The sequence below is a fragment of the Campylobacter sp. CH186 genome (assembly GCF_004378925.1).
In the GTDB taxonomy this organism is placed as follows: domain Bacteria; phylum Campylobacterota; class Campylobacteria; order Campylobacterales; family Campylobacteraceae; genus Campylobacter_D; species Campylobacter_D jejuni.
This window is the reverse complement of the sequence record NZ_RYYB01000010.1, coordinates 1-19919: the sequence shown is the minus strand read 5'-3', so window position 1 is coordinate 19919 and position 19919 is coordinate 1. Positions and strand designations below refer to the sequence as shown.

Annotated in this window: 16 protein-coding genes; 7 read left to right on the top strand and 9 right to left on the bottom strand. The window is 30.7% G+C overall.

All coding sequences use genetic code 11. The features are described from left to right. Window positions 1–29 precede the first annotated feature (29 nt). The 6 genes from coaD (at window position 30) to ELQ09_RS07780 (ending at window position 6110) form a co-directional block, all read left to right on the top strand. Window positions 30–506, top strand: a complete 477-nt coding sequence (coaD, locus tag ELQ09_RS07805; RefSeq protein ID WP_002852633.1) for a pantetheine-phosphate adenylyltransferase — start codon at window positions 30–32, stop codon at window positions 504–506. Then, window positions 497–1075, top strand: a complete 579-nt coding sequence (tmk, locus tag ELQ09_RS07800; RefSeq protein ID WP_070316508.1) for a dTMP kinase — start codon at window positions 497–499, stop codon at window positions 1073–1075. The genes coaD and tmk overlap by 10 nt, the downstream gene beginning before the upstream one ends. Next, entirely contained in the window at window positions 1072–2298 is a 1227-nt protein-coding gene (gene hisS, locus ELQ09_RS07795; RefSeq protein ID WP_052825565.1) for a histidine--tRNA ligase, read from the top strand. Before tmk ends, hisS begins: the two co-directional genes overlap by 4 nt. Beyond that, a complete protein-coding gene (gene speA / locus ELQ09_RS07790; RefSeq protein WP_088303697.1) occupies window positions 2295–4130 on the top strand; it encodes a biosynthetic arginine decarboxylase in 1836 nt (611 codons plus the stop codon). The genes hisS and speA overlap by 4 nt, the downstream gene beginning before the upstream one ends. Next, entirely contained in the window at window positions 4131–4769 is a 639-nt protein-coding gene (gene cysE, locus ELQ09_RS07785; protein WP_002860746.1) for a serine O-acetyltransferase, read from the top strand. 171 nt (window positions 4770–4940) lie between these two features. After that, window positions 4941–6110, top strand: coding sequence for a pyridoxal phosphate-dependent aminotransferase (locus ELQ09_RS07780; RefSeq protein ID WP_134263883.1), 1170 nt, complete (start codon window positions 4941–4943; stop codon window positions 6108–6110). 49 nt (window positions 6111–6159) lie between these two features. On the opposite strand, the gene ELQ09_RS07775 is transcribed toward ELQ09_RS07780, so the two are convergent. The 3 genes from ELQ09_RS07775 to ELQ09_RS07765 all read right to left on the bottom strand — a co-directional run bounded on the left by ELQ09_RS07775 (window position 6160) and on the right by ELQ09_RS07765 (window position 10544). Next, the gene (locus tag ELQ09_RS07775; RefSeq protein ID WP_002857179.1) at window positions 6160–6501 is read right to left on the bottom strand and encodes a cupin domain-containing protein; all 342 of its coding nucleotides are present in this window, start codon (window positions 6499–6501) and stop codon (window positions 6160–6162) included. A 69-nt stretch (window positions 6502–6570) separates the two neighbouring features. Continuing rightward, window positions 6571–7602 (bottom strand): MBL fold metallo-hydrolase, encoded by a 1032-nt coding sequence (locus tag ELQ09_RS07770; RefSeq protein WP_052786004.1) that lies wholly within the window; start codon window positions 7600–7602, stop codon window positions 6571–6573. A gap of 26 nt (window positions 7603–7628) precedes the next feature. Continuing rightward, complete coding sequence (locus ELQ09_RS07765) at window positions 7629–10544, bottom strand: DEAD/DEAH box helicase family protein (protein ID WP_134263882.1); 2916 nt, start codon at window positions 10542–10544, stop codon at window positions 7629–7631. A gap of 95 nt (window positions 10545–10639) precedes the next feature. Between ELQ09_RS07765 and ELQ09_RS07760 the strand changes: the two genes are divergently transcribed. Further along, window positions 10640–11782, top strand: coding sequence for an SEC-C domain-containing protein (locus tag ELQ09_RS07760; RefSeq protein ID WP_134263881.1), 1143 nt, complete (start codon window positions 10640–10642; stop codon window positions 11780–11782). Here ELQ09_RS07760 and ELQ09_RS07755 read toward each other — a convergent pair. The 6 genes from ELQ09_RS07755 to ELQ09_RS07730 all read right to left on the bottom strand — a co-directional run bounded on the left by ELQ09_RS07755 (window position 11772) and on the right by ELQ09_RS07730 (window position 19747). After that, on the bottom strand, window positions 11772–13097 hold the full coding sequence (locus tag ELQ09_RS07755) for a restriction endonuclease subunit S (RefSeq protein WP_134263880.1): 1326 nt from the start codon (window positions 13095–13097) through the stop codon (window positions 11772–11774). The genes ELQ09_RS07760 and ELQ09_RS07755 overlap by 11 nt on opposite strands. Then, window positions 13094–15004: an N-6 DNA methylase gene (locus ELQ09_RS07750; protein ID WP_134263879.1), complete on the bottom strand. Its 1911-nt coding sequence runs from the start codon at window positions 15002–15004 to the stop codon at window positions 13094–13096. The genes ELQ09_RS07755 and ELQ09_RS07750 overlap by 4 nt, the downstream gene beginning before the upstream one ends. A gap of 132 nt (window positions 15005–15136) precedes the next feature. Continuing rightward, window positions 15137–17008 (bottom strand): molecular chaperone DnaK, encoded by a 1872-nt coding sequence (gene dnaK / locus ELQ09_RS07745; protein WP_002871433.1) that lies wholly within the window; start codon window positions 17006–17008, stop codon window positions 15137–15139. Window positions 17009–17030: 22 nt separating this feature from the next. Next, on the bottom strand, window positions 17031–17561 hold the full coding sequence (gene grpE / locus ELQ09_RS07740) for a nucleotide exchange factor GrpE (RefSeq protein ID WP_002893254.1): 531 nt from the start codon (window positions 17559–17561) through the stop codon (window positions 17031–17033). Further along, on the bottom strand, window positions 17558–18349 hold the full coding sequence (locus ELQ09_RS07735) for an HrcA family transcriptional regulator (RefSeq protein ID WP_002856966.1): 792 nt from the start codon (window positions 18347–18349) through the stop codon (window positions 17558–17560). The genes grpE and ELQ09_RS07735 overlap by 4 nt, the downstream gene beginning before the upstream one ends. Before the next feature lie 216 nt (window positions 18350–18565). Next, window positions 18566–19747 (bottom strand): hypothetical protein, encoded by a 1182-nt coding sequence (locus ELQ09_RS07730; protein ID WP_052785446.1) that lies wholly within the window; start codon window positions 19745–19747, stop codon window positions 18566–18568. Window positions 19748–19919: the final 172 nt, after the last annotated feature.

Below are 19919 nucleotides of genomic sequence, written 5' to 3'. Positions count from 1 at the left end.
TTATATTTTTAAAAAAAATTGGAGCAAAAATGACTTGTTTATATCCTGGGACTTTTGATCCTATTACCAACGGGCATTTAGATGTTATAAAACGGGCTTTAAAAATTTTTGATGAAGTCATCGTTGCCATAGCAAAAAGTGAACATAAAAAACCTTGCTATGATTTAGAAAAACGCAAAGAACTAGCCCTGCTCGCAACACAAAATTTAAAAAATGTTAAAATCATTGCTTTTGATAATTTGCTTGTAGATTTAGCCAAAGAATTAAAAGTTAATACTATAATCCGTGGACTTAGAGCGGTGAGTGATTTTGAATACGAATTGCAAATTGGCTATGCAAATCACGCACTTTGGGAAGATATGGAAACCATTTATCTTATGCCAAGTCTAAAACATGCTTTTATTTCAAGTTCTATTGTTCGCTCTATAGTAGCACATGGGGGCGATGTAAGTTCTCTTGTTCCAAAAGAAATTCTACCTTTTTTAAAGGATCAATCTTGTATGTAGTTTTTGAAGGTATTGACTGCGTAGGAAAAAGTACGCAAATTTCACTTTTAAAAGAAATTTACAAAGACGCCATTTTTACACTCGAACCTGGCGGAACAGAACTTGGAAAACATTTAAGAGAAATTTTACTTAATAAAACTCATCCTATTAGCAAAAGAGCTGAACTCTTGCTTTTTTTAGCTGATCGTGCTCAACATTTTGAAGAAATCTTAAAAACCAATCAAAACAAACTCATTATTAGCGATAGAAGTTTTATTTCAGGCATGGCTTATGCCAAAGATTTTGAAAACGATTTACTTTTTGCTTTAAATAGTTTTGCTTTAGAAGATTTTTTTCCACAAAAAATTATCTTTTTAAAAGGAGATGCAAGCCTTATCCAAGAACGCCTCAGTCAAAAAGAACTAGATAGCATAGAAAAACGTGGCATTGAGTATTTTTTAAGTGTGCAAGATAAACTCGAAAAAGTGCTTCATTTTTTAAAAGAAAAAATTTCTGTAGAAATTTTAACACTTGACGCAAAAGAAAGTAAAGAAAAATTACACCAACAAATAAAGGAATTTTTACAATGATTAACGCTTTAAAAGGAATGAAAGATTTATTAGATAAAGATGCATATTATTATGAAAAAGTGATTAAAACCTGCGAAGAAGTAGCTAAAAACTATGGCTTTACTTTTATCAATACACCGCATTTAGAACTTTGCACCCTTTTTAAAAGAAGCGTAGGAGAAAGTTCTGATATAGTAGGTAAAGAAATGTATGAATTTATCGATAAAGGCGAAAATCATGTTTGCATGCGTCCTGAAGGAACTGCTGGGGTAGTGCGTGCCTATATAGAAAAAAAACTCGATAAAAACACTAGTGTGAAAAGATGGTTTTATCATGGCTCTATGTTCCGCTATGAAAGACCCCAAAAAGGACGCTTAAGAGAATTTCATCAATTTGGCGTTGAAAGTTTTGGAAACGCAAGCGTTTATGAAGATGCAAGTATTATTTTAATGTTAGTAGAAATTTTTTCACGCTTAGATATTAAATTTAAACTACTGATTAACTCTTTAGGTTGTTTAGAATGTATGCCAAAATATCGTGAAAATTTAATACATTTTTTAGATAGCAAAAAAGGTTTTTGCGAGGATTGTTTGCGTAGAAAAAACTTAAATCCCATTCGTGTTTTAGACTGTAAAAATGAGCATTGCCAAAGCTTACTTAACGATGCTCCACTTTTAAATCAAAATTTATGCTCATCTTGTCAAAAAGATTTTGAAATTTTACAAAGCGTTTTAAAAGAAAATGGAGTGGATTTTGAAGTAGATTCTAAACTTGTTAGAGGGCTTGATTACTACTCTAAAACGGCTTTTGAATTCATTAGCGATGAAATTGGTGCAAAAGCTGCTATTGCTGGGGGCGGAAGATATGATAGACTCATTGAATACCTTGATGGAAAAAGTGGTTTTGGCGTAGGTTTTGCCATGGGTATAGAAAGAATTATAGCCATTTTAGAACAAAAAGAAGAAAAGGTTCAAAGAGAAGGAATTTATCTTTGCGCTATGGATGAAATTTATATCCAAAAACTTTTGCATATCGCTACAAATTTAAGAAAAGAATATAAAGTGTTTTTAAGCTATGAGGCAAGAAAACTAGCTAAACATCTCGAAAACGCGGATAAAAATAATGCTGAAATTTTTCTTTGTATGGGAGAAAATGAAGCACAAAATGAAAGTTTGTTTTATAAAAATTTAGCAAAAAAAGAAGAAAAAATGATTAAAATTTCAGACTTAAAGAAGGTTTTATGATGGATTATGGTATTGATATTTGGGGAAATGAAAATTTTATTATCAAAAATGGTAAAGTTTGTATCAATCATGAGAAAAAACCTGCTATTATTGATATAGTTAAAGAATTAAGAGATGATGGATACAAGGGGCCTTTACTTTTAAGATTTCCTCATCTTATTCAAAAACAAATTGAAAATATTTACGGAAATTTCAATAAAGCAAGAAAAGAATTTGGCTATAAAGGAGGATTTAACGCTGTTTATCCTTTAAAGGTCAATCAATACCCTGGTTTTGTAAAAAATCTTGTAAAGCTTGGAAAAGACTATAACTACGGACTTGAAGCAGGTTCTAAGGCAGAGCTTTTACTCGCTATGGCTTATAATAATGAAGGCGCACCTATTACAGTAAACGGCTTTAAAGATAGAGAACTTATCAATATAGGCTTTATCGCAGCTGAAATGGGACATAATATCACTTTAACCATAGAAGGACTTAATGAACTTGAAGCTATCATAGACATAGCCAAAGAACGCTTTAAACCTAAACCAAATATAGGCTTACGCGTGCGTTTGCATTCTGCTGGAGTTGGAATTTGGGCAAAAAGTGGTGGGATTAATTCTAAATTTGGACTTACATCCACTGAACTCATAGAAGCGGTAAATTTACTCAAAGAAAACAAACTTTTAGAACAATTTACCATGATTCACTTTCATCTAGGCTCACAAATTACCGAAATTCATCCCTTGAAAAAAGCCTTAAATGAAGCAGGAAATATTTACACAGAACTTAGAAAAATGGGAGCTAAAAATCTAAAAGCTATCAATCTTGGTGGCGGTTTAGCTGTGGAATACTCACAATTTAAAAATGAAAAAAGTAGAAATTATACCTTAAGAGAATACGCTAACGATGTAGTTTTTATCCTAAAAAATATAGCTGAACAAAAAAAAGATTTAGAGCCTGATATTTTCATAGAAAGTGGACGTTTTGTAGCAGCTAATCACGCTGTTTTAATTGCTCCTGTATTAGAACTTTTTTCTCAAGAATACGCAGAAAACAAACTCATACTTAAAAAACAAAATCCAAAACTTATCGATGAGCTTTACGATCTTTATAAAAGCATAAAACCTTCCAATGCTTTAGAATACTTGCATGATAGCATAGATCATTTAGAGAGTATTTTAACTCTTTTTGATTTGGGCTATGTGGATTTACAAGATCGTTCCAATGCTGAAATTTTAACTCATTTGATTACAAAAAAAGCCATCTTGCTTTTAGGTGATAAGCAAAATCCTGCGGATTTGCTTGCTATACAAGATGAAGTACAAGAAAGGTATTTGGTAAATTTTTCACTCTTTCAAAGCATACCCGATTTTTGGGGCTTAGAACAAAATTTCCCCATTATGCCACTTGATCGCTTAGATGAAGAACCGACTCGAAGTGCAAGTATTTGGGATATAACCTGCGATAGTGATGGAGAAATTTCATACTCTAAAGATAAACCTTTATTTTTACACGATGTAGATGTAGAAAAAGAAAATTATTTTCTAGGGTTTTTTCTTGTAGGTGCCTATCAAGAAGTACTTGGAATGAAACACAATCTTTTTACTCATCCTACTGAAGCTATTATAAGTATCAATGAAAAAGGCTATGAAGTTGAGGGGGTTATAGAAGCACAATCCATACTTGATGCCTTAGAAGATTTAGACTATGATATACACGCTATCATGGATATACTTAATGAACGCATAAGTAATTCTAAGCTTGTAAATGACAAGCAAAAAAAGCATATTTTAGGGGAACTTTATCTTTTCTTAAATGATAATGGTTATTTAAAAAGCATAGGAGTTTAGATGAATTTTTGGGGTATTATAAAAGAAGATTTTTCTCAGCCAAAGGCACAAGATCCAGCTTTTAATTCTTGTATAGAACTTTTTTTTAATTACCCTGGAGTGTGGGCTGTAGTAAATTACCGCTTTGCACATTTTTTTTATATAAGAAATTTTAAACGTATTGCAAGAATGATTAGTGGAATTTCACAATTCTTAACTGGGGTAGATTTACACCCTGGAGCAGAACTTGGAAGACGTATTTTTATAGATCATGCCAATGGAGTAGTTATAGGTCAAACAGCGATCATAGAAGATGATGTTTTAATTTATCAAGGCGTTACTTTAGGTGGAACAAGCCTAGAAAAAGGTACTAAACGCCATCCAACCATAAAAAAAGGAGTGATCATAGGCTCAGGCGCAAAAGTACTTGGCAATATCACCATAGGAGAAAATGCCAAAATAGGCTCAAATGCTGTAGTGGTTAAAGATGTAGGTGCAAATTTAACTGCCGTTGGAATTCCTGCTTATATTATCGAAGAGCGTAAAAATAAAAACATTAGAGCCATAGATGCAAATTGCGATGACAAACTAGAAAAGTTAGAAAAGAAAATTTTAGAACTTGAAAATCTTATATTAAAACAACCTGAATCACAAAAATAATAATTTTTTATAATACATAAAATTATATGTATTATTATGCGTATTAATTTTTCCTAAAAATTAATACAAATTTTCACATTTATTGAAATTTATAACTCATTTTTAAATTAAATTTATTGTAAAAATGCAATTTTCTGCTAAAATTAAACAAAAATTATTAAGGATTGAAAAATGCTTACAAAAAGATCTCAAGTTTTAGAAGAATCTATCACTTTAGCCATCACTGCACTTGCCAATGAACTTAAAGCCAAAGGCGAAGATATCATTAGTTTTTCAGCAGGCGAACCTGATTTTGACACACCACAAACTATCAAAAATGCCGCTATAAGTGCTATTGAAAAAGGATGTGGAAAATACACTGCCGTTGCGGGAATTCCTGAAGTATTAAAAGCTATTCAAATCAAATTTAAAAAAGATAATAATCTTGATTATGAAACAAGCGAAATTATCACCAATGTAGGCGCAAAACACTCTCTTTTTGAATGTATAGAATGTTTAGTAGAAAAAGATGATGAAGTGATTATCCCTAGTCCTTACTGGGTAAGCTACCCTGAAATGGCAAAATTTGCAGGTGGAAAACCTGTATTTGTAGAAGGCTTAGAAGAAAATGGCTTTAAAATTACCGCTGAACAATTAAAAAAAGCTATCACAGCTAAAACCAAGGTTTTGATGTTAAATTCTCCTTCAAATCCCGTGGGATCGATTTATTCCAAAGAAGAATTAACTCAAATTGCTAAAGTTTTAGAAGGAACGCAAATCACTGTTTTAAGTGATGAAATGTATGAAAAACTTCGCTATGATGGTTTTGATTTTGTAGCTTTTGCAAGTGTAAGCGAAGATGCTTTAAAACGCACTACGACCATTAACGGACTTAGCAAATGTGGAGCTATGCCAGGATGGCGTTTTGGCTATATGGCAAGCAAAAATAAAGCCCTAATTTCAGCCGTTAAAAGACTTCAAGGACAAAGCACTTCAAATATTTGCTCCATTACTCAACATGCGGCCATTCCTGCTTTAAATGGAGAATGTGATAAAGATATAGAAAAAATGCGTCAAGCCTTTGAAAAACGCCGTAACTTAGCCTTAGATATGCTTAAACAAATCCCAAATATCAGTGTTTATAAACCAGAAGGTGCTTTTTATCTTTTTGTAAATATACAAAAAATAGAAAAAGATTCTATGAAATTTTGCCAAAAATTGCTTGAACAAGAAAAAGTTGCCGTTGTCCCAGGTATAGGTTTTGGAATGGATGGATACTTCAGACTTTCTTATGCCACAAGCGATGAGCTTATCAAAAAAGGTTTAGAAAGAATAGCAAATTTCATTAAAAACTATAAATAATTCTAGGTTAAAGCCTAGAATTATTTAGGCAAATTAAAACCTTATAAAATCAAGGCTTTTTAAGCACAGCATTTACTCTTTGAATACTATCTGATTTATTTAAACTCAATCTTATTATAGAATTTTCTAATCCACCTAAAGAATGCGCTACATTTGCCTCTAGGCTTATCATATCTAAAGCATTTAATTCAAATTTTTCCTTTTCCACTTCAAACCAAATTTTACCGCTTAAAACTTGAATATGTATAGCAAAAGGAGCTTTATGCTCTTTCATCACACTATCTTTAGCTAATAAAATTTGAATTTCTTTACCTTTTTCATTGTCAATTAAAACATTGATTTTCACTTCTTTTGGGCTAAATTCCGCCCTACTCCATTGAATGATTTTCACAAAATCTCCTTTTTTAGTTTTATAAAACTATAGCAAAAACCAAAATATAAATTATAAACTTGTGTTAATTTATCCTTCTTTCCACCAAAAATCCTGTTTAAATTTAGCCCCTATTTCATAAGCCTCGCCCATTTTTGGTGTGATAAGGGGTAAATCTAAATTTTCATAAAGAAATTTTACTACCTCATTCCACGCATGAGTTCCTGCTAAAAATCTCCCCCAATGTATAGGCATGACAGCTTTTGCATTAAGATCCTTTGTTTCTTTTAAAATTTGTTCAGGAAAAGAATGTGAATATGGCCAAGCGATATTAAACTGTCCGCTTTCAAGACAAGCTAGATCAAAACTTCCAAAATATTCACCTATTTTTTTAAAATGTGTAAAATATCCTCCATCTGCACTAAAAAACACTCTCTTATCTACACTTAAAAATTCCATCACAAAAGAAGCCCAAAGGGTTTTGTTTTTACCATCTCCCCTACTTGAACTGTGCTGTGCAGGTGTTGCAATGATTTTTAAATCATCAAATTCTACTCCACTCCACCAATCAAGCTCTATGATTTTTTTCTCACTCACCCCATAGCTTTTTAGATAATTTCCCACTTTTAAAGGTGTGATAAAAAATCGTGCTTTTTCTTTTAAAGCTTTTATACTCTTAGCATCTAAATGATCAAAATGCGAATGCGTGATAATCACAGCAAAAATTTCATTAAAATCATTTATATTATAAACAGGAGCATTTTTAAAAGCCTTGTTGATAAAAGAAATGGGCGAAGCATGAGTGTTAAAAACAGGATCAATCAAAATTTTATATTCTTTAAAACTTATAAAAAGCGAAGAATGTCCAAGCCAAGTAATATGCGGAGTATTAAAATCACTCAAATCAGGCTTGAAAAAAGGTAATTTAAAAGAAGGAATGGCATTTTTTGGATAAAGATAATAATACCTCAAAATTTCTTTAAAAGACACTTTAGGAGTTATAAGACTTTGCTCATTTTCATTAAGAAAAATTTCATATTTTTTACCCTGCACTTTTTTAGCTTTTAATCTTTCACTATTTGAAATATCAAAGGTTTTAAAAAAATCTACACTCACAAACATTTATCCTTTTTTGACAATTTTATACTTTAAAAATCATTACAAACCATATTAAACATGGTATTTGCTATCTTGTCTTTAAATTCTATATTTTGATTAAATTGTTTAAAAAGTTCTAAATTTAACTCCAAGATATCTTGAATTTTATCTTTTAAAAGCGCATCAAACTCGATACGAGAATTTTGTATATCGGATTTGCTAAAAGTTTCACGTATTCTTTCATTTTTTGCTATATCATCTTTTATATCGTATAAGATTTTAGCGATTTTATCGCTTTCATTAAAGTCTATATTTGCGTATTTGTTATTAAAATCTTTGATGATGTTTGAAAGTTCTTCTAATTCAGCTTCAACACTTTTGCTCGAACCATCTGCGAACGAAGGCTTTAGCTCTCCATTTCCTTGTAAAACGATGTCTTGTGTTTTATCAAGTTGTAAGCGATAACTATCAAAATCCACATTATCTAAAATTCCTTTAGCTAAATCCTCTGATTTAGGCAAGATGATCTTACTAGCAAGTTTTTTAAGCAATATATAGAGTTTTTCAAGCTCTATGTCTTCATAAGGCAATATTTGTGCAAGAAAAGAATACTCTTTAAGATAAGTTTTTGCTTTATTATAAAAATCTAATTTTTCATCATCACTTTTTTGATTAAATCTATCTAGCATTATGTCCAATTTTGCATGAATGATATTTTCTTTTTCTTTTCTTAAAATAGCATTTGCAAAATCATCTATTTCTTCTTGGGTATAAATTTCATACTCATTTAGATTTGCCTTTAAATCAAAAATTCTATTATCATCTGTGGCTTCACTTAAATAAGTTTGCTCATAAAACACACTAAAAGATTTTGCTATATCTTCATGAGTATTTACAAAATCTAGCACAAAAGTGTTTTCTTTGTTTTTGCAAGTTCGGTTTAGTCTTGATAGAGTTTGTACTGCACTTACCCCACTTAATGCTTTATCCACATACATAGTATGTAATAATGGCTCATCAAATCCGGTTTGGTATTTTTCCGCAACGATTAAAAAACGATACTCATCTTTTTTAAACTCATCTTTTAAAACATTTTCCGCAAAACCATTTAAACCACTTTCGCTATAAATTTCACCTTCTAAATTTACTTCACCTGAAAAAGCTACAATGGCTTTAAAATGTGGATAATTTTTTCTTAAATATTCCCTAAAAACAAGATAATACTTTACAGCATTTTCTCTTGAGCTTGTTACAATCATAGCTTTTGCTTTACCATTTATCTTTTTAAAGCTATTTTGGAAAAAATGCTCACACATGATTTGTGATTTTTGTTCGATTGTTTTGATATTGTTTTGGACATAGGCTTTTAGTTTTACACTTGCTCTTTTTTTATCGTATTTTGGATTATCATTTGTACAAGATATGATTTTATAGTAACTTTTATAGGTTGTATAGCCTTTTAATACATCAAGTATAAATCCTTCTTCTATGGCTTGTTTCATCGAGTAAAGATGAAAAGGGATAAACATTTGTTCTCCATTAACATCACAAGGCATACCAAACATTTCTAAGGTTTTTGGCTTAGGCGTAGCGGTAAATGCAAAATAAGAAGCATTGCTTTGGAGTTTTTTATTTTTTATGATTTCTAAAATTTCATCATCTAAATTTTGACTTTCATCGCCGCTTTTATCCCTTATGGCTTCTGCCATTTTTTGAGCATTGCTTCCGTTTTGGCTAGAGTGTGCTTCATCGATGATGATAGCAAAAGTTTTGCTTTTTAAAGTTTTGATCTCATCTAAAATGAAAGGAAATTTTTGTATGGTTGTGATGATGATTTTCTTACCTTCTTCTAAAGCGTTTTTAAGCTGTTTGCTTCCATGAGTGATGGCTTCTACTAAATTTTTTGTCTGTGAAAAGGATTTTACATTTTCTCTTATTTGGCTATCAAGCACTTTTCTATCGGTTACTACGATGATAGAATCAAAGATATTTTTTTCAAGTCTATGCAAGCTTACGAGATTATGCGCAAGCCAAGATATAGAATTACTCTTGCCACTTCCTGCACTATGCTGGATCAAGTAGCGTTGCCCTGTGCCGTTTTCTTTTGCATGGGCGAGTAGCTTTTCTACTACATCGAATTGATGGTATCTAGGAAATATGATGATTTCTTCATTTTTCTTTTTTACAACTTGCACAAAATTAAAAAATAAATTTAGCAAAGTATCTTTTTTAAAGATTTTCTCCCACAAATAAGCTGTTTTTATACCATCACTTGGCGGATTACCTGCTCCATTTGCTAAGCCTATTTTGCCACTACCATTGTTTAAACCAAGATTAAAAGGTAAAAATATAGTCGCATCTTGATCTAATTTCGTACTCATGTAACAAAGGTCATGATCTAGTGCAAAATGCACTATCGTATAGTTAAATATAGCTTCTTTTGGGTTTCTATCTTTTTTGTATTGCTCTATAGCATGAAAGACATTTTGTCCGGTGAAATGGTTTTTAAGCTCTATGGTGATAAGAGGCAAGCCATTTAAAAAGATCACCATATCAAGGGAGTTTTTATTTTGCATACTATAGTGAAGCTGGCGTATGATAGAAAGGGTGTTTTGCTCGTATTTTTTCACACTTTCTTCGTTTGCATTGGTATTTGGCTTGGCAAAGGCTAGGTAAATTTTGACGCCTTTGATCTCTACATAGCCTTGCAAAGCTTTGACTATACCTTTAGTTTTGATCTGCGAGAAAATACGATCAAAAAGTTCTTTTTTATAGTTTTGTCCACAACGCTTTTTAAGCTCTTCTAATGCTACACTTTGCGTAGCTTGTAAAAAATTCTCAAAAAGCTCTACATCTAAACATAAATTTTTATCGTAATTTTCATTTGTCCTTTTGATATAGTCATTATTTTCTAATAAATATGATTCTATGAAATTTTCTAAATCTTTTTCTTTGTAGTTAGTCATTGTTAGCTTCCTAAAAAAATAAAAGTATTATATAATTTTTATTTTTAAAATCCAAGAAAGCTAAATATAATCTTATTTTTATAAAAAGGTTTTTTATGAAGGGAAAAGATAGAAACAAATTATGTTGGTGTGGAAGTGGTAAAAAATTTAAAAAATGTCATATAGATAGAGAAAATCAAAGTCCTATAAGACAATCGGATTTTATTGAGATTAATAAAAAAGTAAAAAATAAAAAAATATGCATGGCTCCAGAAGAAATTAAATGTGATTGCTCAAAAAAAATTATTAAAGCGCATACTATTTCTAAAAATTGTAACCTAAAAAGTATTGCGGATGAAAAAAACAATTTAGCAACTTTAAAACTTTCTAATTTAAATATTGAAAAGGCAGAAAATCCAATATGTGAATTATCAATTATAGGAATAAATAAAGCTTCTACATATCAAATATTTTGCTCCAAACATGATGTAGAATTATTTTCTGTCTTAGAAAATAAAAACTTTGAATTTGAAAATATCCAAATTTTTATGCTTGCATACCGTAATTTATGTTATGAGCTCTATCTTAAAGAAAGCATATTAGACACTAGTAAAGAAAGAAGATGCTTTGATAGAGGAAAACCAATAGTAGAACAATTATCAATACAAGCACACTTTAAATTTTACGATGATGCATTAAATGTTGGAATTAGGGATTTAAAACTTTTGAAAGAAAAATTTGATTCATTTTTAACTAATAGAGAATTCGATTGCATTAGATATTATTCAATAGAGATTAGTTCTATATCTCAATTCATAGGAAGTTGCACATGGTTTCCAATCGTTGATTTTGATAATACAAAATTAGCTGACTTGGAAAATATAGAAGAAATATTTAATCCTATTTCAGCTTCTATTATTAATATAGATAACAAGAGTTTGATTATTTTTTCTTGGCTAAAAGATTTCTATAACGAACAATATTGCATGAAATTTATTTCTAGCTTAAATAAAATACCAAATGATGAAAAATCCGGTGCCATTTTACATTGGTTTTTTTCTTCTGTTGAAAATTTATATTTCCAACTTTCATGGTGGAATAATTTAAAAAGTGAAGAAAAAAATATTTTAATTAACTTTTATAAGCAACCAATGTTGGATAGATTTAAACTCGATAAATCATTTTATAAAAAATGCTCACATATGTTAAATTGGAACATCTTAAATATAAAACACAATTTGAATTTCATTAATTATTAATCCTACCACAAACGGCTTGGTTTATGAGTGTGGTTTTGTATTCTTTTATGAGTTTTATTTGTTTTTCGGTTTTTTCTATTAATAAATCTATTTTTCCGCATTTTTCATCTAAAAAATTTGCGATTTGTTCTTGTTCTTTTAATGAAGGGATAAGACACTGCACTTCTTTTAAAATAGATTTTGTGATACTAAAAACCTTTACTCCACAAACTTCTTTTCTTATTTGATTTCTTGTAAATATAGAATCAAATAAAAATGAAAAATACAAAGAATTGATCTTGCCTTTATATTTCAAAATTATTGTGTGATATCCTGCAAAAATCGGTGTATCGGATTGAATGCTTGTAAAATTTCCTGAACCTTCTATATCTTCAGAAGTATCTGCAAAGACAAAATCTCCTTTTTGCAAAAGTGATTGTGGTTTATCTGCAAGATATGTTTTGCTTACAAATGGCAATGTATGGATAGTAGTATTAAGACGACAAGGGTATTTAGAATGAATTTCGCCATAACTAACACAAGGTATTCCATAAGAAACAAAATCTGCTTTAGTTATATTTAATCCGTTGCCAAGTATAAAAAGCATTTTAAGCTTTTTTATTTCCCAATGCTGTGGAATTTCTCCAAGCCATTCTATGCCACTATCTTTAAAATTTACATTTTTATCAAGTCCTTTTGTGATGGTTTCATTTATCAAGGCTTGTTTTTGCTCTTTTAAAAGTGTGATGAGTTTTTCTTTTTTCTCTATGAAATTTGCTATCTGCTCGCATTTTTCATCTAAAAAATTTGCAATTTGCTCTTGCTCTTTTAGTGGTGGGACAGGGATTTTAAGATTTGCTACCACTGATAAGCTAATATTGTTTTGAGTAGTCATACTAGAAAGGATTGTTACATAATTTGTGGTATTACATAAACAATAAAATAAAAACTTATAAAATACTAATTTATGATTTGATTGAATACCTAAAATTGCTTGATTTGTTGTCAATATTTGATCGGAATAAGCAATTTTTCCTAAAGATGCATAAATAGAATAAAGAATAGAAAATGGTGGAATTAATTTTGCAGATGAAGATTCTAAACCATCTTGTGTAATATATCTTTTGGTATCTGTTATAAAACTTGATTTTGTTATATCTTCAATAGATACCCATAAATACCCATCTTTTTTATTATTTGTCCAATAATCTAAATTTGAGGTATCAGGTGTACCTCCTCCAATAATTTTTTCTACAAGATATTTCAGCGTTACTACTTCCCAATGCTCTGGAATTTCTCCAAGCCATTCTATGCCACTCTCTTTGAAATTTTTCATTGCATGATCTCTTTTAAAAGATCTTGCACTTCTTTTTCTAGCTTTTCTAATTCGCTGTTTATTTCTTCTAGTTTTCTTGGTGGAGTATAGATATAAAAGTATTTGTTAAAAAGTATTTCATAGCCCACACTTGCACTCTCCCACGCTATCCAAGAGTTTGCTACATAAGGCTTTACTTCTGTGTCATAGTAGTTTTGTATGTCTGTTTTGAGTGGAATTTTTTCAGTATTGTTAGTTTTATCGCTATCAATGATGAGATTTTCTTCGCTTTTTTTAAGCTTTACACCTAAAAATTTGATAAATTCTTCTCTGTTTTTAAAGTCTTGTGGATTTTGTTCTAATTCTTGTAATTTTTCTAAAATTTTATCTTTGTCTTTTAGTTTTGCAAATTTTTCATCATCTTTTAAAGCTTCTATGCTTTTTGGTTTTTCTATGATGATTTTAGTATAGCCAAAGTCTTCATTATCCAAAATTTTGCAATCTTTATTACTTGCATTTTCTAAAAATAATTTAGTGATTTTTTCTATATGTTCTTTAGTCATTTCATTTTGTTTAGAGCCTAAAGACTTTTTCATTTTTGAAAAATACTCTTCATTTGTAGCGTTTATAAGCTGGACTTTGCCTTTTTTGTGTTCTGGCTTTTTGTTGGTGATAATCCATATAAAAGTGGGAATGCCGGTGTTATAAAACATATTAGTAGGTAGGGCGACTATAGCTTCAAGATAGTCGTTTTCTATGATATGCTTTCTTATAGCTACCATACCGCTATCTGAGTTAAAAAGTGAGCTTCCATTATGCACGCTTGCGATACGAGAACCCAAAGGGGTGTCAAACTTCATCTTGCTAAGCATATTGAGTAAAAACATCATTTGCCCATCGCTTTTGCTTGTGATACCTACGCTAAATCTTGGGTCATTGCAAGTTGAATTTGAGCCTTTCTTTTCTACGCCTAAAATTTTTTGATCATTTTCCCAAGACTTACCATAGGGTGGATTGCTAAGCATGAAATCAAATTGTAAGTTTTGTTGATCATTGCTTAAAGTAGAGCCAAATTTTATATGATCTGGATCTTCGCCTTTTATCAGCATATCTGCTTTGCATATAGCATAAGTTTCAGGGTTGATTTCTTGCCCGTAAAGATAAATATTTGCTTTTGACTGTATAAGTCCTTCAGGATCTGTGATGAATTCTTTTGATTCTGTGAGCATACCACCACTTCCACAAGCATTATCATAAATAAGCCATGTTCCTTGCTTGATCTGCTCTTTTACAGGCAAAAATACAAGATGAGTCATAAGCTCTATAATCTCTCTTGGGGTAAAGTGCTCTCCGGCTTCTTCATTATTTTCTTCGTTAAATTTACGGATAAGCTCTTCAAAAACATACCCCATGCCAAGATTACTCAAGCCTTTATGGATAACATTACCTTTTTCATCTAAAATATCTTCTATACCGAAATTTACCTTAGGCGAGCAAAATCTTTCTATAACACCAAAAAGTATATTGGATTCTTCTAGGGTATCGAGTTGGTTTTTGAATTTAAATTTTAAAATGATATCTTTGATATTTTCACTAAAACAATCAAGATAATTTTCAAAATTTATTCTTATGTTTTTTGGATCGTTTAGAAGGGTTTGTAGGTTAAATTTAGAATAATTAAAAAAGCCTAGTTTATTCCCTTGTTTTCCACCTAGCAAAGATTCTAAATTTTCAAATTCATCTTTATAGGTATTGTAGGTTTTAAGAACTTTATCTTTTGTAGGCTCTAAAACCGCATCAATTCTTCTTATGATTGTCATGGGTAAGATAACATCGCGGTATTTGCCCTTTACATAAACATCACGAAGCAAATCATCTGCCACACTCCATATAAAGTTGACAATGGGCTGGAATTGGCTTTGTTCCATGATGTGTTCCTTATATTTTTATTAATAATATATTATATAAAATCACTACTAAAAAATTTTTAAAAATTAAATAAGATAAAATAGAATTGAGTTCAAGCCTTTTAAAAAGGCTTGAATGGAGATTTTGGAAGATTACTCAACTTCAGCGTCGATTACATCGTCATCTTTTTTCTTTTTATCGTTCGCTGCATTTGGCTCATCTTTTTTATACATGTTTTCAGCTAATTTATGAGAAACTTCGCTTAAAGCTTTCATTTTGCTTTCAATCTCTTCTTTGCTTGCATTTTGATTTTTCAAAGTCTCGCGCAAATCATCAAGAGCTTTTTGGATGTTTTCTTTATCAGCAGTGGCAACTTTTTCACCCAACTCACTTAAAGATTTTTCTACTTGATGTGCCAAGCTATCAGCTGCATTTCTAGCATCTACAGCTTCTTTGCGTTTTTTATCTTCTTCTTTGTGAAGTTCAGCATCTTTTACCATGTTGTTAATTTCTTCTTCGCTAAGTCCGCTTGAACCTGTGATTTTGATCTCTTGAGCCTTACCTGTTGCTTTATCTTTTGCGCTAACAGTTAAAATACCATTTGCATCGATATCAAAAGTAACTTCGATTTGTGGCATACCGCGTGGTGCTGGTGGAATTCCTTCAAGATTGAAATTTCCTAAAGATTTATTATCACGACTAAATTCTCTTTCCCCTTGTAAAACATTGATAGTTACAGCACTTTGATTATCTTCAGCGGTTGAGAAAACTTGCTCTTTTTTAGTTGGGATAGTTGTGCCTTTTTCGATAATCTTAGTCATTACCCCGCCTAGAGTTTCTATACCCAAAGAGAGCGGAGTAACATCAAGTAAAAGCACATCTTTTACATCACCTTTTATAACCGCACCTTGAATCGCCGCACCAATAGCCACAACTTCATCAGGATTTACAGACTTATTAAGATCTTTATTAAAAGCTTTTTTCACTTCTTCTTGCACTAAAGGAACACGAGTAGAACCCCCTACCATAACAATTTCTTTGATCTCATCTTTTTTAAGCCCTGCATCGCTTACTACTTCATTGATTTTAGTGATGGTTTCAGCTACTAAAGAATCAATCATACCTTCAAATTTAGCTCTAGTAAGTTTTTTAACCAAATGTTTTGGCCCACTTGCATCTGCTGTGATAAATGGTAAATTAATTTCAGTTTCATTAGCTGAACTTAATTCTTTTTTAGCGTTTTCTGCTGCTTCTTTCAAGCGTTGTAAAGCCATAACATCATTTTTAAGATCTATGCCTGTTTCATCTTTAAATTCATTAGCTAGAAAATCTATAAGTTTATTATCAAAATCATCACCCCCTAAGAAAGCATTACCACCTGTTGCTAAAACTTCTACTACATTATCGCCGGTTTCAAGCACGGTAACGTCAAAAGTTCCCCCACCTAAATCATAAACCACGATTTTTTCACTATCTTTTTTATCAAGTCCATAAGCTAGAGCTGCTGAAGTAGGTTCATTGATAATTCTTAATACATTAAGTCCTGCTATCGTTCCTGCTTCTTTTGTTGCTTTTCTTTGTGCATCGTTAAAATATGCAGGTACAGTAATAACCGCATCTACAACACTCTCGCCTAAGAAAGCCTCAGCATCTTCTTTTAGTTTCATTAAAACTTTTGCTGAAATTTCTTGCGGAGTATAAATTTTACCTGCGATTTCAATCGCACAAGCACCATTTCTTTCAGTGATATGATAAGGAAGTCTGTTTTTAGCTTCTTTAGCCGCGTCTTCATTGATCATCAAACCCATAATTCTTTTAATAGAATAAATAGTTTTTTCAGGGTTAGTTACCGCTTGGCGTTTTGCACTATCTCCTACTAAAACCTCGCCTTTATCTGTAAAAGCTACCACAGAAGGAGTTGTATTTTTACCTTCTTTGTTTGGGATTACTTTACTTTCGCCGCGTTCATACACAGCAACACAAGAATTGGTTGTTCCTAAATCTATACCTATAACTTTACTCATTTTTTATCCTTTTTATTAAAATTTATTTTGCTACACTAACTTTAGTTGGGCGGATTACGCGATCGGCTATTTTATAGCCTTTTTGAAGCACGGTAACCACTTCACCACTTTGATGATTTTCACTATCTACATGAAACATTGCCTCATGTAAATTTGGATCGAACTCTTTTTCTTCTTTAATAAGAGCCACTCCATGCTTTTCAAGTTTTTTAAGAAACAAATCTAAAGTGTTTTGCACTCCTTCTTTGATTTTTAAGCTAATTTCATCATGGCATTCGACATTGATAGCTGCTTCTAAAGCATCTAAAACATCAAGCAAATCCTTTGCAAAGCTTTCATTTGCATAAGCCATAGCACTTAGCTTTTCTTTTTCCATTCTTTTTTTAATATTTTCAAATTCAGCGTTTGCACGCATATATTTGTCTTTTAATTCATCATAGTCTTTTTGCAATCTGTTTTGCTCAACATCTTCGATATTTTGCAAATTCTCATCTTGCAAATGTTCAGAATTTTCTGCGTTTTCGTTTTCAAATTCTTGCTTTTGCTCGCTCACGCCGCCTCCTTTATGTATTGTAATATTTTTTTATAATCCGTATAAACACTACCTGCTAAGATAATATTTACATCTTCGCCCAAAAACTGCGCATCCACCTTAAGCCCCATAAAACCTTCTTTAAATAAAGGTTCAAATTCAAGACTTTCTTTAAAATAACGATGAACTCCACAATCTAAGAGCTTAACAAATTCATCATTTTGATAAATTTGATAAGCTCTTTCTTCATTGCTTCTATAGCAAATCAAATTTTGCCTTAAGCTAGCTATTTTTTCTACAAGATCCATAAAATGAACCCTTAAAGCTATTTTTTCTATACTAAAAAGATCCAATCCTATAAGACTTTGTAAAAAATTCCATGCTTCTTTTTCATATTTTAAAACGAGCTCTTCTTCTTTAAAATCAAGCACTATAAACTTAGCATTTAGATCAAGCACTTCTTTAAGCACTAAGCTTCTACCACCATAAACAAGACAGTAAATTTCAAATTCTTTACTCAACTCTTTTAAAAAATTCTCACTTTTGATATTGATATCTTGATCTTGTTCTTTTTTCCAAAAACTTTGCCAGTAATTTTGCATTGTCAAAATAGTAGGAATTCTACCACTACTTATATGAAGCTGAGTGATCAAACCCTCGTCGCTAAGCCTTTTAAGATAGACGCGTATAGTTGAAGCAGGGATGCAAAGATTTAAATTCAATTCATTTGAACCAATAGGAACATTATCTAAAAGATAAGTTTGGATGATAGAATCTAAAATCAAATCCTTTTTATCTCGGCTTTTCATAGCTCTTTCCTTAAATTTTTAGCACTCTATTTTTTGATTGCTAGAAGTATTATACAACATTGAGTGTTATTTTGTCAAGTATAAATATAAAAAAATATACTTAATTTTATTTAGTCTATATGACTAAACTTTTATTAGTTACTTTTTTATAAGAATACAATATATCAATATATCAAAATAAAAATAACAATACACTTTACAAGATAATTATAAAAACTAAGCCCAAATTTTAATTAAATCAGCTATTTTTCCATAACTTGTAGAATTTGTATCAAAATAAGTTTGCTTCATTTCGTTGACAATTTCACCAAGATTGTCATAATTAAGTTTAGTTGCATCTTCAGGTTTTAAACCTAGCATTTTTGCACTTCTTTGTTTGAATAAATCCACAAAAGCTTCATAGAAAATTTTAAATTTATCCAGATTAAAAACAAGTTTTTTATTACCAGTTTCTTTATCTTCAACTTCATCAAAAATTTTATCAGATAATTGCATTTTAAGTAGAGATTTTTCATCTTCACTTAAATCATCATATTTTACACCTTTACCTAATTTATCCAAGATATCTTTAATTTCCATTGTATTAGTTTGATCAAATTTAGTTAAAGTTAATATACCTACACTTTCAGTCCATCTAGAATTTGGAGCTTTGGTTTTTACTGCTTGCATGCCAGTTTCGCTAAAACTAAGCTCTCCATCAAAATCTCCATCTTTTCTTATCATTTTATCAAGCTCTAAACCTATAGTTCTACCAGCATAATCTGTATCTTTGGTATCATCTGGACGCATTTCTCTAAAATCTTTTTCAAAACCAAATAGAGTATCTACACTACCATTTAATTGTGTATAAGATTGCACAAAAAGTCCTAAATTTGTTTCCTGTGCTACAAAACCACTTTTCGTATCTTCAAGCTCGTAATCTTCTAAATATCCATCATTATTTCTATCGCTAACCATATAAGCTCTAGTATATGCTATATCAGCATACCATCCAGCCACGAAATTTTCAGCTTTTCCACTTAATATATATGATCCATCAAGTCTTTTAGTCATATCTTCTTTATCAAATTCAATCCCCATTTTATTGATAGCTGTTGAACTTAAAGCACTACGAACGAGTTTATTTGTAATAGGATCTCTAAAATATATAGTAGTCATACCTCTTTCAGCTTTTTTCACTTTATCACTTACCTTTTGATTGAAAACTTTTTCATCTTCTAATCTTTGAAGCATAGTTTGAGCTACATCTGTTTTTTGATCTTGAAATGAAGAGGAATTTTCGTCTTTTTCATTAAGAATCTTTGGTTTTAAATTCAACTTAAAAGATTTATATACACTAGCTTGCTGAGAAGATTTAGATATGGGTTGAAAATGATTAAGAAATTTTATAAAATCCATTTTGATGCCTTCAAATTTTCGACATCTTTTCAAAAATATTGCTAATATATTCTATGTAATTTTAACTTAGAAAATTTTAAATTTTATCCTCTATTACCTTCCAAACCCCTAAAAACACCCTATTCTCTAATATAACCCTAAGCACACAGTAAATCTTTATTTTACACTATTC

Bases quoted from the DNA above. Each gene is read 5' to 3' on its own strand.
- coaD (WP_002852633.1), top strand. From the start codon at position 30: ATGACTTGTTTATATCCTGGGACTTTTGATCCTATTACCAACGGGCAT.
- hisS (WP_052825565.1), top strand. From the start codon at position 1,072: ATGATTAACGCTTTAAAAGGAATGAAAGATTTATTAGATAAAGATGCA.
- speA (WP_088303697.1), top strand. From the start codon at position 2,295: ATGATGGATTATGGTATTGATATTTGGGGAAATGAAAATTTTATTATC.
- cysE (WP_002860746.1), top strand. From the start codon at position 4,131: ATGAATTTTTGGGGTATTATAAAAGAAGATTTTTCTCAGCCAAAGGCA.
- ELQ09_RS07780 (WP_134263883.1), top strand. From the start codon at position 4,941: ATGCTTACAAAAAGATCTCAAGTTTTAGAAGAATCTATCACTTTAGCC.
- ELQ09_RS07770 (WP_052786004.1), bottom strand. From the start codon at position 7,602: ATGTTTGTGAGTGTAGATTTTTTTAAAACCTTTGATATTTCAAATAGT.
- ELQ09_RS07765 (WP_134263882.1), bottom strand. From the start codon at position 10,544: ATGACTAACTACAAAGAAAAAGATTTAGAAAATTTCATAGAATCATAT.
- ELQ09_RS07760 (WP_134263881.1), top strand. From the start codon at position 10,640: ATGAAGGGAAAAGATAGAAACAAATTATGTTGGTGTGGAAGTGGTAAA.
- ELQ09_RS07755 (WP_134263880.1), bottom strand. From the start codon at position 13,097: ATGAAAAATTTCAAAGAGAGTGGCATAGAATGGCTTGGAGAAATTCCA.
- ELQ09_RS07750 (WP_134263879.1), bottom strand. From the start codon at position 15,004: ATGGAACAAAGCCAATTCCAGCCCATTGTCAACTTTATATGGAGTGTG.
- dnaK (WP_002871433.1), bottom strand. From the start codon at position 17,008: ATGAGTAAAGTTATAGGTATAGATTTAGGAACAACCAATTCTTGTGTT.
- ELQ09_RS07735 (WP_002856966.1), bottom strand. From the start codon at position 18,349: ATGAAAAGCCGAGATAAAAAGGATTTGATTTTAGATTCTATCATCCAA.
- ELQ09_RS07730 (WP_052785446.1), bottom strand. From the start codon at position 19,747: ATGGATTTTATAAAATTTCTTAATCATTTTCAACCCATATCTAAATCT.